The following is a 13,483-nucleotide window of genomic DNA, read 5'->3' on the forward strand; positions in this document are numbered from 1 at the left end:
TTTGTTAAATTATAGTTTTAAAATATAATATAGTTTATTTCGAATGGTTTTGTTTACATATTAAATTGTTCGGTAGTTAATCCGTTATTAAATTTAATATTGCTCCAGTTTACAAGTATCCAAGGATCTTGAGAAACAGTTGCATCCCAAGTAGATTTTTTATACTTACGAGTTGTTGGTATTAATAGATCATCAATCTTTTCGTATTCTAAAGTCATTAAAAAAGGTGTTTCCATAACACCAAAATCGGCAACAGTAAATAAAAATTGGTCTACTAATTGAGTTTCTTTATTAATGTAAAGCTGATAAATATCGGTTGGTTTATCGTTTTTAGTTTCAAACGATACTTTTACAATTTGGTAATTGGTTTCGTTTATAACAGTATCGCCTAAATAGTCGTAAATTAAACCTGGATCTAATAATTTTTGAAACATAGTAAACCAATAAAAATTGGTAGGTCTATTAAATGCAACACGTTTTAAAGCCGTTTCGTCGTTAATTGGGTCACCTTCATGTTTTAACCAATAGTTTTTTCCGTCGTAACCTTGTTCTAGAACGCCTTTTAAATAGGGTAAAGTTCTTTCGTGTTGTTCATATTTTCCATACGAAAGTTCGCCATTAAATATGTATTTTTCTGTCGATACATCTTTTTTACCATCAGGAGTTTGGTAAGTATAAGTGTAAACAACATCTTTTTTTGCGCGAAGTGTTTTGTAATTTCCAACGGTTTGTACCAGGTTATAAACCAATTCGTGTCCTTTATTTTTAAAGGTTTGTTTTGGAGTTTCTGTAGTTTGTTTAATTTCTGTTTTTTCTGTCTTGACTTTGTTATTACACGATAAAGCAAGCAAACTCGATAGCATTACAGCCGAAAAGTAATTTTTTGTAATCATAACTATTATTTTTTGTATAAAAATATAACTAAATAAACGGTTAGCTATGTTTTATATGTAACTTTAACAATCTTTTAAATACTAATAAGTAAATAAAATAGATAAACATGATTTTAACTACAACACCTAATATTGAAGGCCATAAAATTGTTGATTATTTAGGAATTGTTTCTGGTATTTCTAGCAATATAAAAACCTCGTTTTCATTTAAAACCGAGAAGAATTTAAAATTGTTTTCTGAGGCTATAGATAAAGCTAAAGAAGAAGCATTTCAAAAACTAAAAGTAAATGCTGTACAGTTGCAAGCTAATGCTATTGTTGGTATTAGTGTAGATATGGAAACCGAATCGAGCGCATATTTTTTTATTTCGGTGACAGGTACTGCTGTGAAAGTAGAATAAATTATAATGTTTTGCTAAAGTTTTTAGGTAATGGAACAATTATTGATTCCTTTACGTAAATTATAAAAAAGTAGAATTTAAAATTTTTAAAATTTAAAATGAAAACCTTAGTTAAAACACTTGTATTATTTATTACTGTAAACTTATTTTCTCAAAATGTTATTGAAAAAACGGTTGGAGAATTTAAAGAACTTAAAGTTTACGATTTAATAAACGTAGAACTTGTTAAAGCAGACCAAGATAAAGTTGAAATTACAGGCGATAATAAAGACGATGTTGTAATTGTAAACAAAAACGGTACTTTAAAAATAAAAATGAAGTTGGGTGAATCGTTTGAAGGAAACCAAACTAAAGTAAAATTGTACTACACCAACGTTGATATTATTGATGTAAATGAAGGCGCTACAGTAACTTCAAACGATACAATAAAACAATTTGAAATAGATTTTAATGCACAAGAAGGTGGTATAATTAAAATACCTGTAGATGTGTCGTTTACCAATGTTAAAGCGGTAACTGGTGGTGTGGTTGAAGTGTTAGGAACTTCTAAAAGTCAAGATATTTCTTTATTAACAGGTGGCGAATATCATGGTAAAGAATTAGCATCCGAAAAAGCTAAAGTATCAATTAATGCTGCTGGTTCGGCATATGTAAAAGCCTCAAAATCAGTAGACGCTAAAGTTAGAGCTGGAGGCGAAATATTTATTTATGGTAATCCAGAAACAGTTAACGAAAGTAAAATTTTTGGTGGTAGCATAAAGCGTATAGATTAACTTTTAAGCTTTACAACACCTATACACGAGTGCTTGTAAAGCTTATTTTTAGTAATTTAGCTATACAACAAACTAAATTTTACCGTTGAAGCTAACTAAATTTTTAAGTTTTGTAGCTGTAATATATTCTTTTTTAATAGTTACAGCTCAGGAACGCCCGCCTATTCAAATTTTTACACCATCGCAATATGGTGCCGAAAATCAAAATTGGTCTATTTCTCAAGCCAAGAATCAATCTATTTTTATTGCTAATAATAAAGGTTTATTAGAATTTAATGGCGCAAAATGGCGTGTTTATGCTTCGCCAAATAAAACGATTATCCGATCGGTAGCGGTTATAAACAACGTTATTTATACTGGTAGTTTTAGAGAGTTCGGACTTTGGAAACGCGATAATTATGGAAATTTAAAATATACATCTTTATCTCAACAATTAAACATTCCATTTTTAGAAGATGAAGAGTTATGGAATATTATTGGTATAGACGATTATGTTCTGTTTCAATCCCTTAACAGAATTTATATTTACAATACTAAAAATAAAAGTTATTCTATAATAAATTCTCAAGACACTATTTATCGTTTGTTTAAGGTCGACGATTCTATTTATTTTCAAAAGTTAACCAATGGTTTATTCGAAATAGTAAATGGTGAAGCACGTTTAGTTTCAAACCATAACATTATCAAGCAAAATTTACTGGTTAATGTTTTTAAGAAAAATAATAAATTGTTTTTTTTAACCGAGGATAATGGTTTTTACTATTTAGAAAATAATGAAATATTGCCATGGCAAATTCCTGCAAGTAGTTCTTTAGAAAAATTACGCATTTACAGTAGTAAAAAATTAAAAGATGGAAGTTTTGTATTAGGAAGTATTTCCGATGGTATTTTACTTTTATCATCTACTGGCGAAATTCTTCATAAAATCAATCAAAAATCTGGTTTAAGTAATAATACGGTTTTATCGGTTTTTGAAGATGTTGAAAATAACATTTGGTTAGGCTTAGAAAACGGTATTAACTGCATCAATATAAAATCACCTTTTAGTATTTATAATGACACCGAAGGCCATATTGGAGCTGTTAATGCTTCAGTTTTACATGATAATTACTTATACATTGGTACTAACCAGGGGTTGTTTTATAAACGATATAAAAGTAACGAAGATTTTAAGTTTATAAACGGAACTCAAGGTGCTGTTTGGTGTTTAAATATAATTGATAATCAGTTATTTTGTGGTCATAATTCAGGCACATTTTTAGTTAGTAAAAATCAGGCTAATTTAATTTTGAATGTACAAGGAACTTGGAATATTAAAAAACTTAACGATAGTTTATTAATTCAAGGTAATTATACTGGTTTATATCTTTTAGAAAAAGGTAAAAATACTTGGAAACTTCGTAATAAAATTAAAGGCTTTAATATTTCTAGTCGTTATTTTGAAGTGCTTAATAGTAAAAATGTTTTTGTAAGTCATGAATATAAAGGAGTGTTTAATATTACCCTTAATAATGCACTTAACGAAGCAGTTAAAATTTCGCAAGAAGCTATTGAAACCGGCCTAAAAACCAGTTTAATTAAGTACGAAAACAACATTTATTATTCCCAAATTAGTGGCGTTTATAAGTATAATAAAACCGATAAATCTTTCGAGCGTGATTCTATTTTTAGTCAGCTTTTTAATAAAGAAGAGTATATTTCTGGTAAACTTATTGTCGATAACCAAACGAATAAACTTTGGGCAACTTCGGTTTCTGGTTTAAGTTACATGGCGAGTAGTAAACTTAGTAATACGCCAAAAATAAATCATATTGCTATACCAAGTCATTCTAGAAATGATGTAGCAGGTTACGAGAATATAACACACTTAGAACAAAATAAATTCCTTTATGGTAATTCTACAGGCTATATTATTTTTAATTTAGAACAGGTAAAGCAAAAACCATTTAAAGTTTATTTAAATAGAGTCATTAATAGTGCTTTTAAAAATAGAAACGATTCATTAATTTTTGTAAACACTAGTAAAGCGCAAAAGTTTAAATACGCTAATAATAATATTCGATTTACTTTTAGTGTTCCAGAATATCAAAAATATGCTTTAGCCGAGTATCAATATCAATTAGAAGGCATTCAAAACACTTGGAGTAAATGGAGTAAAAAACCCGAAGAATTTTTCGAAAATTTACCGCATGGAAACTATACTTTTAAAGTACGCGCCAAAATAGGAAGTACACCTTCTACCAATACCGAAACATATAGTTTTACGATACAACGACCTTGGTATATTTCTAATACCATGATGATTTGTTATGGTGTTATGGTGCTGTTATTTTCTTGGTTTATGCACAACCAATATAAGCGAAGTTTTAAAAAGCAACAGAAAAAATTAATTATTAAAAAACAACGTGAACTAGAATTAAAAGAACTTGAAAATAAAGAACAATTAACTCGATTTAAAAACGATAAACTGCAACAAGATATTGAAAATAAAAACCGTGAACTTGGTATTTCTACCATGAACTTAATCAAGAAAAATGAGTTTTTAAATAATCTTAAAAAAGAACTTCAAAATGTAAACGATGTTAAATCTATAAAACGAGTAATTAATATTATTGATAAGAATATTAATAATACAGACGATTGGCATTTGTTTGAAGAAGCTTTTAATAACGCCGATAAAAATTTCCTTAAAAAAATAAAACAACTGCATCCAGAACTCACCTCAAACGATTTACGTTTATGTGCCTATTTGCGTTTAAATTTAGCTTCAAAAGAAATTGCGCCATTACTTAATATTTCTCCTCGAAGTGTTGAAGTAAAACGTTACCGATTGCGAAAAAAGATGAATTTAAAGCACGAAGCCAGTTTAACCAATTATATTTTAAGCGTATAGTTACTATACAAATTTAATTTTTACCTATACAACACCACAACATACACCTTTTTTGTCTTTTTTTAGTGTTTCATTAAATTCCTTTATTTAAAGCCTATAACAAGTTAAAATTATATAATTAATAATATTTTTATATTTTTTTTACGATGTATGTTTTTTGTTGAGGTGTTTTTTAATAATACCTAAAACGTCTTTTGTAATTTTATTTCAAACTAAAACTAAATTTTTATGAGACACACGCTAATTAAATGTTTAGCCTTTTTCTTATGTGTATTGTCCTATGCTCAAACTACCAATTTGAGCGGTACAGTTCAAGATGAAACCGGTTTACCTGTTCCTGGTGCCAATATCATTATTAAAGAAACAAACAATGGAACTACCACAGATTTTGATGGTAATTTTACACTAAGTAAAGCTAAAATTGGTGCAACTATTACAGTAAGTTTTATTGGTTATATTACTAAAGAAATAGTTATTACAGACAGTAAAAACCTAACCATTACATTAAAAGAAGATGTATCGCAACTTGATGAAGTTGTAGTTGTTGGTTATGGTACACAAAAGAAAAAAGATGTTACAGGAGCTGTTTCTACAGTTTCTGCCGAAACATTAGAAGATTTAAAACCTATCGATGCCGCTCAAGCCCTTCAAGGTACATCTGCCGGAGTTTCGGTTACGGCTCCTTCGGGTTCTCCTGGTGGTAATTTTAATATTTTAATTCGTGGAGTTAGTTCCAACCTTAATAATGGGCCGTTAGTAATTATCGATGGTTATAAAGGCGATTTAAACTCTATTAACCCAAGTGATATTGAAACGTTTACCATTTTAAAAGATGCGCAAGCGGCTATTTATGGTATTCAAGGCGCTAACGGTGTGGTGTTAGTTACCACAAAATCTGGTAAGAAAAATGCGAAAGTTAAAATTAACTACACGGGTTATACGGGTATACAAGAAACCACTAGAAAATTACCATATTTAAATGCTACAGAATACGCTTTAATTTTAAACGAAAGTTATGCGGCCAATGGGCAAGCCTTACCATATCCAAATGTAAGTGGCTTAGGTGTTGGTGTCGATTGGCAAGATCAATTATTCGAAAGTGCGCCTATTACAAGCCATAGTTTATCCGTAACCGGTGGTGGAGAAAAAAGCACTTATTATTTTGGTGGTTCTATTTTAGAGCAAGATGGTATTATTGCAAGCGATAAATCTAATTTTCAACGTGCCAATGCCAAAATTAAATTAAGTTTCGATGTTTCCGATAAATTAAAATTTACAACTTCGGCAAACTACTTTGCTAATAATCGTGCTACAATTGGCGAAAATGCTTTGGGAACACCATTATTCAACGCTTTAAATTATGCACCAACCTATAGTCTAAATCAAGAAGATACTAGTGGATTTTTAGGAAACGAAGTAGTGAATCCTTTATCTCAAATAGCAAATACCTTTAACGACTATAAAGGAAGTTCTATTGAAGGAACCTTTCAAGCTGATTACGAACCTATCGAAGGTTTAACCATTACCTCACGTATTGGTTTAAAAGCCTACAACGACACAAATAAAACCTTTGCTCCTATTGTAAATTACGGTTCGGGTAAAGTGTTTAATAACGACCGTAGCAGTGTAACACAAACTAAAAACACCAATAATTCCTATACTTGGGATACCTTTGCTACATACAACAAGGGTTTTGGTGAAAATCATAATACAACTTTTACTTTGGGTACTAGTTCACAACGCGCTTGGGGCGATAATTTACAAGCCACTGGTTTCGATGTACCTAATAATTCTTGGGAATTTGCCGATATTTCTTTAGCCAATGGTTTAAGCGAAGCAAAATCTACAAGCTCATACATTTACGATACGCGTTTATCATCATATTTCGGAAGATTACAGTACGATTACAATAGTAAATATTTATTATCGGCAATGATTCGTCGTGATGGATCTTCAGATTTCGCACCAGAAAACCGAATCGATTATTTTTATTCGGCTACTGCAGGTTGGAAAGTTTCCGATGAAAACTTTTTAAAAGATTCAAAAACAATCAACTTTTTAAAACTTCGTGCCAGTTACGGTACGCTTGGTAATAATGTAGGGGAAGATTTATATCGAGCTTTATTAAGTGGTGAAGCTACTTATGTTTTCGATGGTGCTTTGGTTACTGGAACAGCAAATGGTAGAATACCTAATGCTGATGCTAGTTGGGAAACTGCCGAAAAATTAGATATTGGTTTAGATTTAAATTTATTTGATAACAAACTTGAAATTGTTGCCGATTATTTTGTTGAAGATAGAAACGATTTATTAATTGGAGATTTTCCAATTTCAGGAATTATTGGTGGTAGTGCTCCTGGTGCTGGTTTGCCAACCGTTAATGCTGGTACAACAAGAAATAAAGGGGTGGAGTTATTTTTAAATTATAAACAATTTATTAGTGACGATGTTTCGTTTGGGTTAAGTTATAATGTTACTAAAATTGATGGTGAAGTTACAGCGGTTAACAACAATATTGTGTCCGAAGGTGGTTCGTTTAGTGTTGGGCAACCTGCCATTGCTAGAATGGAAGTTGGGCAGCCTATTGGTTATTTCTACGGATTAAAAACCGATGGTATTTTTCAAAATCAAGCCGTAGTCGATGCGCATCCTTCGCAATCTGGATTAGGTGCCGAGGCTTCTCCTGGCGATATTCGTTTTGTTGATGTTAATGGCGATGGCGAAATTACTATCGACGACAGAACGTATTTAGGTAAACCAGTGGCCGATTATATTATGGGGCTTAACTTAAGTTTCAATTATAAAAACTTCGATTTTGGAGCTTACATGTATGCCGAATTAGGTAAAGAAACTGTACGAAACTACGAACGCGATCAGCCTAATGTAAATCGTTTAAATCTGTATTTAAATCGATGGACAGGCGAGGGTACAAGTAATACCGTACCGCGTGCTACAACGGCTGGAACTACCAATAAATTGTTTTCCGATTTTTATGTTGAAGATTCTTCATTCTTAAGAATTCAAAACATCCAATTAGGGTATTCTTTACCCAATGCTGTAATCGAAAAGTTAGGCATGAGTAAATTCCGTTTATATGCTTCTGTAAATAACGCTTTTACTTTTACTAAATACAATGGTTACGACCCTGCTGCAACCAATGGAGACGCTATTGGTGGTGGTATCGATTATGGATTTTATCCTATTTCAAGACAATTTATCATTGGTTTAAACTTATCAATTTAATACAAGCATCATGAAAATATATATAAATAAAACAGTTAAAAGTATACTGCTTGTTTTAGTACTTTTTGGTGCTAATTCTTGCGGTGATTCTTACCTTGAAGAGGTAGATCGTTATAGTATAGATTCCGAGAATTATTTTAATTCCGAAGACGATTATTATCAAGCCCTTGTTGGTGCTTACGATTTGTTACAATCTACATATCTCAATGTTATTTTAGGCGAAATAGCTTCCGATAATACCTTATGTGGTGGCGAAAGTGCTACCGATGTTATTGGTTGGCAACAAATTGATGATATGATTCATACGCCTGTAAATAGTCAACTTAAAAACCTTTGGGATTGGATGTATGCCGGTGTTAATCGAGCTAATTTTATCCTAGAATTTCAAGATAAAACTGATTTTGATGGTAGAGAAATCATTATTGGTGAAGCGCGATTTTTAAGAGCTTATTATTATTTTGAATTAGTAAAATGGTTTGGTCCAATTCCCTTAAAAGAAACACGTTTTCAAATTGGCGATGAAACTAGTTTACCACGCGCTTCTGTAACCGATGTGTATGCTTTAATTGAAGCCGATTTAAAATATGCTATCGATAACTTAAACTATACGGCACCTCAAATTGGAAGAGCAACAAAAGGATCGGCTCAAGCACTATTAGGAAAAGCCTATTTGTATCAGGATAAATTTTCTGAAGCTGCCAGTGTTTTGAATAATTTAATTGAAAACGGACCTTATGATTTGGTTACCGATTACGATACTATTTTCGAAAACGAAGGTGAAAATAATATAGAATCTGTTTTCGAAGTACAATATTCTGATGCCGAAGGTGCTGGTTTCGATTGTTTACAATGTAGCGAAGGTAATGTTGCTGTTGGTTTTAACGGTATTCGTAATTATTCTGGTCCGTTTTTCGATTCTGGTTTTAGTTTTAATGTACCAACTCAAGAAGTGGTTGATGCTTTTGAAGCCGACGATTTACGTAAAGATGTAGCTATTTTAGATATTGAAAATTGGGCAGCTTTAAATGCCGCTACATTTGGTACGGGTTTCGAACATACAGGGTATTATAACCGTAAATATATTGCCCGTAAAGGCGATTTAAATACAGGCGATCAAAACCTTACAAATCCTAATAACTACAGAGCCATTCGTTTTGCCGATGTATTATTAATGGCAGCCGAAGCTTATAATCGTGGAGATATAGACGATACCAAAGCACAACAGTTTTTAAACCGGGTTCGTGCCAGAGCTTTTGGAGATAACAATCATGAGGTTACTTCAACAGGAGCAGCTTTAACCGATGCTATTGCTCACGAACGTCGTGTAGAATTGGTAGGTGAAGGGCATCGTTTTTTCGATTTGGTAAGAACCGAAAAAGCAGCTCAAGAAATTGATGGATTTACCGCTGGTAAACACGAAGTTTTTCCTATTCCCTTTGAAGAAATTCAATTTTCTAATGGAAACTGGGAACAAAATCCAAACTACTAAAAAAACAAGACTATGAATTCATTAAAACATATATTTAAATTTTGCCTGATAGCATTATTCTTAGCGAGTTGTGTTCAGGAAGACGATAATACCAATTATGTAGATAACATAGAGGCACCGTCAAACATTTCGGCAGCTGTTACCGTAACGCAAGATAATACAGGCTTAGTAACGCTAACACCACTTGGTGAAGGCGCTATTAGTTTTGTAATTGATTATGGAGATGGTTCGGGAACATCAAACGAAATTGAACCAGGAGATAGTGTTGAACATACCTATACCGAGGGCACTTACGAAGCATCAATTACAGGTACAGGTATAAATGGTTTAACAACTACAGTAACACAACAAGTAATAGTGTCTTTTAGAGCTCCAGAAAACTTAGTCGTTACTATCGAGAATGATGCAGCCATATCAAAGCAAGTTAATATTACAGCAACCGCCGATTTTGCAACCATGTACGATGTGTATTTTGGCGAAGCTGGAAACGACGATCCGGTTTCTGCCAATAATGGCGAAAGTGTGTCGTATGTGTATCAAGAGGCTGGTACTTATACTATTCGTGTGGTATCAAAAAGTGCCGCAATTGCAACTACCGAATATACCGAAGAGTTTGAGGTTACGGCTATTCTTCAGCCTTTAAATTCGGCGCCAACGCCATTGTCTCGTAATACAGAAGATGTTATTTCTATTTATAGTGGGGCTTACACCAATGTAGAAGGCACAAATTATTTCCCAGATTGGGGACAAGCAGGACAAGGTAGCGGATGGGCAGAATTCGATTTAAATGGCGATACCATGCTGCAATACATTAATTTAAGTTACCAAGGTATTGCTTTAGCAGATGGTACTTCAGTGGATCTATCAGGTATGGAATATCTGCACCTTGATGTTTGGACAGCTGAAGGCATTAATACTATTGAAACCTCACTTATTAACAACGCAGGAGGAACCGTAACCGAAGCTCCTGTAGTTTCTGCGTTAACAGCAGGTGAGTGGACTAGTATTGAAATTCCTATTTCAGATTATACAGATCAAGGACTTACTGTTACCGAAATTTTCCAATTAAAATTCGTAGGCGATCCTTGGGCTTCTGGTACTGTTTTTATAGATAATATTTATTTCTATAAGGAGCCAACTATGGTTTCAACTGGTTTAGCTGGAACATGGAAACTAGCGCAAGAAGCTGGAGCTTTAGGTGTTGGTCCTGCGGTAGGAGATATTGGTTGGTGGAATTGTGATGCCGATTGTGTCGATTTAAGAGCCTGTTATTACGACGATACTTATGTATTTGGAACCGATGGCTCTTTTACAAATAATTTAGGTAGCGAAACCTGGACCGAAGGTTGGCAAGGTGGTAGCGATTCTTGTGGAGCACCAATAGCACCACACGATGGTTCTAACACTGCAACTTATGTTTATAATGAAACTGCAGGAACAGTTACTCTTAATGGCACAGGGGCATTTATAGGGCTTGCAAAAGCTGTTAATTCTGGTGAATTAAGTAATCCGGCAGATGCTCCAGCTTCGGTAACTTATAATGTTGATTTTATAGATGCTAATACTATTTCTGTTTATATCGAAGCGGGTGCAGGTGTATTCTGGCAATATAAATTAGTTAGAGATGGTGCAGTGGTTTCGCCAGTTGTAGGTACTTGGAAATTAGCCGAAGAGGCTGGGGCTTTAGGTGTTGGTCCTGCGGTTGGAGATATTGGTTGGTGGAATTGTGATGCCGATTGTGTAAGTGCAAGAGCGTGTTATTACGACGATACTTATGTATTTGGAACCGATGGCTCTTTTACAAATAATTTAGGTAGCGAAACCTGGACCGAAGGTTGGCAAGGTGGCAGCGATTCTTGTGGAGCACCAATAGCTCCGCACGATGGTTCTAACCCTGCAACTTTTACTTACGATGACAGTACTGGAACAATAACTTTAAACGGATTAGGTGCTTTTATAGGATTAGCTAAGGCTGTTAATAGCGGTGAATTGAGTAATCCTGTAGATACCCCTGCTTCTGTAGTTTATAATGCCACGTTTATCGATAATAATACCATGTCGGTTTATATTGAATCTGGTGCTGGCGTTTTTTGGCAATACAAACTGGTAAGAATTTAAAAATTTAAGAAAAATGAAAAATATAAAATATAAAATTACAATCATACTTTCATTGGCATTAGTAGTTTTTAATTGTCAAGAAGATGATGCCACAATTGGAGATATTACAGCACCAAATACTGTTGAAATTACGGCCGAAATTGTTGGTGCAGATACTGATAATCCAGATGGTGATGGTAGCGGATTTGTAAATTTAATTGCAACGGCAAATAATGCCGTTAGTTATAAGTTCGATTTTGGCGATGGTTTAAGCGAAGTGGCGCCGTCAGGAGTAGTAACACATCGTTTTACTAATGTAGGTACGAATACTTATACTGTTGTGGTAAATGCTATTGGTACTGGTGGTTTATCGTCTAGTACGGCTATGGAAATAACTGTACGAAGTGATTTTGACGATCCAGAATTAAAACAATTACTTTCGGGTGGTTCGTCTAAAACGTGGTACTTAGCTTCTTCTGAAGCTGCTCATTTAGGTGTTGGTCCTGGAAATATTGGTGTGGATGCTGAAGGGTTTTGGTATCCAAAATGGTATGCAGCACAACCTTTTGAAAAATGTGAAGACGACATTAGCGCTTGTTTATGCGACGATGAGTTAACTTTTACTTTAGATGCTAACGGACAACTAACTTACGAATTAGATAATAACGGATTTACATTCTTTAATGCAGGACACCAAGGAATAGTTGGTGAAAATGCTGGTGAAGATGCCTGTTTTGCTTACGATACTTCTGGAGCTAAAATTGTGTCTTTAGCACCATCATTAACCGATTGGACTACTGTTCCCGATCCTGATTTTGCAGCACGCGGAACGGCTATGAATATTGCCGAAGGTGGATTTATGGGTTACTATGTTGGTTCTTCTGTTTACGATGTTATTTCAGTATCCGATACCGAATTATATGTTAGAACTTTAGATGCAAACGATTCTGGTTTAGCATGGTATCATAAATTTCAAACAAGTCCAGCAGATAATACATTTGAAACTGTTTTTACCAATTTGGTTTGGCAAGACGAATTTGATATACCTGGTACACCCGATGCTACAAAATGGACCTACGATTTGGGTGCAGGCGGTTGGGGAAATAACGAAGTACAAACTTACACCAACAATGTCGAAAATGTTATTGTTGAAGATGGTTTACTTAAAATTACAGCTAGAGCCGATGGTTCTGGTGGCTATACTTCTGCCCGATTAAAATCTCAAGATTTACAAGAATTCACCTATGGAAGAGTAGAAGTAAGAGCAAAATTACCAGCGGCACAAGGTACATGGCCAGCTATTTGGATGCTTGGAGCAAATTTCGATACAGTTGGATGGCCAACGTGTGGAGAAATAGATATTATGGAACAAACCGGTCAAGATAAATTTAATACTTCTGCTGCTTTACATTTTCCTGGAAATTCTGCAGGCGATGCTATTACCGAAGAAACATCGAACGAAACTTCAACAACAGAATTTCATAATTATACTGTTGAGTGGACTTCAACTGCCATAAAAGTTTTAGTTGATGATACCGTGTTTTTAAGTTGGGCAAATACATCAGATTCTGCTTTTAATGCCGACTTCTTCATGATTTTAAATGTAGCTATGGGCGGTACTTTAGGAGGAACCATTGATCCGGCATTTACGCAAGACACTATGGAAATTGATTATGTAAGAGTTTATCAATAAG

General features: G+C 33.7%; 8 protein-coding genes. 7 read left to right on the forward strand and 1 reads right to left on the reverse strand.

From position 1 onward, the window contains the following. Positions 1 to 53: 53 nt before the first annotated feature. A complete protein-coding gene (locus tag PW52_RS03465; RefSeq protein WP_044631526.1) occupies positions 54 to 893 on the reverse strand; it encodes a hypothetical protein in 840 nt (279 codons plus the stop codon). Between the two features lie 107 nt (positions 894 to 1,000). Here PW52_RS03465 and PW52_RS03470 point away from each other — a divergent pair, with 107 nt between their 5' ends. From PW52_RS03470 to PW52_RS03500, 7 genes are all read left to right on the forward strand, one after another. Then, a complete protein-coding gene (locus tag PW52_RS03470; protein ID WP_044631527.1) occupies positions 1,001 to 1,294 on the forward strand; it encodes a YbjQ family protein in 294 nt (97 codons plus the stop codon). 98 nt (positions 1,295 to 1,392) lie between these two features. Next, a complete protein-coding gene (locus PW52_RS03475; RefSeq protein WP_044631528.1) occupies positions 1,393 to 2,067 on the forward strand; it encodes a head GIN domain-containing protein in 675 nt (224 codons plus the stop codon). Between the two features lie 85 nt (positions 2,068 to 2,152). Next, on the forward strand, positions 2,153 to 4,960 hold the full coding sequence (locus PW52_RS03480) for a helix-turn-helix and ligand-binding sensor domain-containing protein (protein ID WP_044631529.1): 2,808 nt from the start codon (positions 2,153 to 2,155) through the stop codon (positions 4,958 to 4,960). Between the two features lie 228 nt (positions 4,961 to 5,188). Continuing rightward, the gene (locus tag PW52_RS03485) at positions 5,189 to 8,203 is read left to right on the forward strand and encodes a SusC/RagA family TonB-linked outer membrane protein (RefSeq protein WP_044631530.1); all 3,015 of its coding nucleotides are present in this window, start codon (positions 5,189 to 5,191) and stop codon (positions 8,201 to 8,203) included. A gap of 10 nt (positions 8,204 to 8,213) precedes the next feature. Further along, positions 8,214 to 9,692 (forward strand): RagB/SusD family nutrient uptake outer membrane protein, encoded by a 1,479-nt coding sequence (locus tag PW52_RS03490; RefSeq protein ID WP_044631531.1) that lies wholly within the window; start codon positions 8,214 to 8,216, stop codon positions 9,690 to 9,692. Between the two features lie 12 nt (positions 9,693 to 9,704). Further along, the gene (locus tag PW52_RS17030) at positions 9,705 to 11,810 is read left to right on the forward strand and encodes a hypothetical protein (protein ID WP_052823369.1); all 2,106 of its coding nucleotides are present in this window, start codon (positions 9,705 to 9,707) and stop codon (positions 11,808 to 11,810) included. A 13-nt stretch (positions 11,811 to 11,823) separates the two neighbouring features. Next, positions 11,824 to 13,482, forward strand: a complete 1,659-nt coding sequence (locus PW52_RS03500; protein WP_044631532.1) for a family 16 glycosylhydrolase — start codon at positions 11,824 to 11,826, stop codon at positions 13,480 to 13,482. The last annotated feature ends 1 nt before the right edge of the window (position 13,483 follow it).

The sequence above is a fragment of the Neotamlana sedimentorum genome, assembly GCF_000943565.1.
Classification (GTDB): Bacteria; Bacteroidota; Bacteroidia; order Flavobacteriales; family Flavobacteriaceae; genus Neotamlana; species Neotamlana sedimentorum.

What these genes read in the sequence shown, in the direction of transcription:
- PW52_RS03465 (WP_044631526.1), bottom strand. Translation starts at nt 893, where the DNA reads ATGATTACAAAAAATTACTTTTCGGCTGTAATGCTATCGAGTTTGCTT.
- PW52_RS03470 (WP_044631527.1), top strand. Translation starts at nt 1,001, where the DNA reads ATGATTTTAACTACAACACCTAATATTGAAGGCCATAAAATTGTTGAT.
- PW52_RS03475 (WP_044631528.1), top strand. Translation starts at nt 1,393, where the DNA reads ATGAAAACCTTAGTTAAAACACTTGTATTATTTATTACTGTAAACTTA.
- PW52_RS03485 (WP_044631530.1), top strand. Translation starts at nt 5,189, where the DNA reads ATGAGACACACGCTAATTAAATGTTTAGCCTTTTTCTTATGTGTATTG.
- PW52_RS03490 (WP_044631531.1), top strand. Translation starts at nt 8,214, where the DNA reads ATGAAAATATATATAAATAAAACAGTTAAAAGTATACTGCTTGTTTTA.
- PW52_RS17030 (WP_052823369.1), top strand. Translation starts at nt 9,705, where the DNA reads ATGAATTCATTAAAACATATATTTAAATTTTGCCTGATAGCATTATTC.
- PW52_RS03500 (WP_044631532.1), top strand. Translation starts at nt 11,824, where the DNA reads ATGAAAAATATAAAATATAAAATTACAATCATACTTTCATTGGCATTA.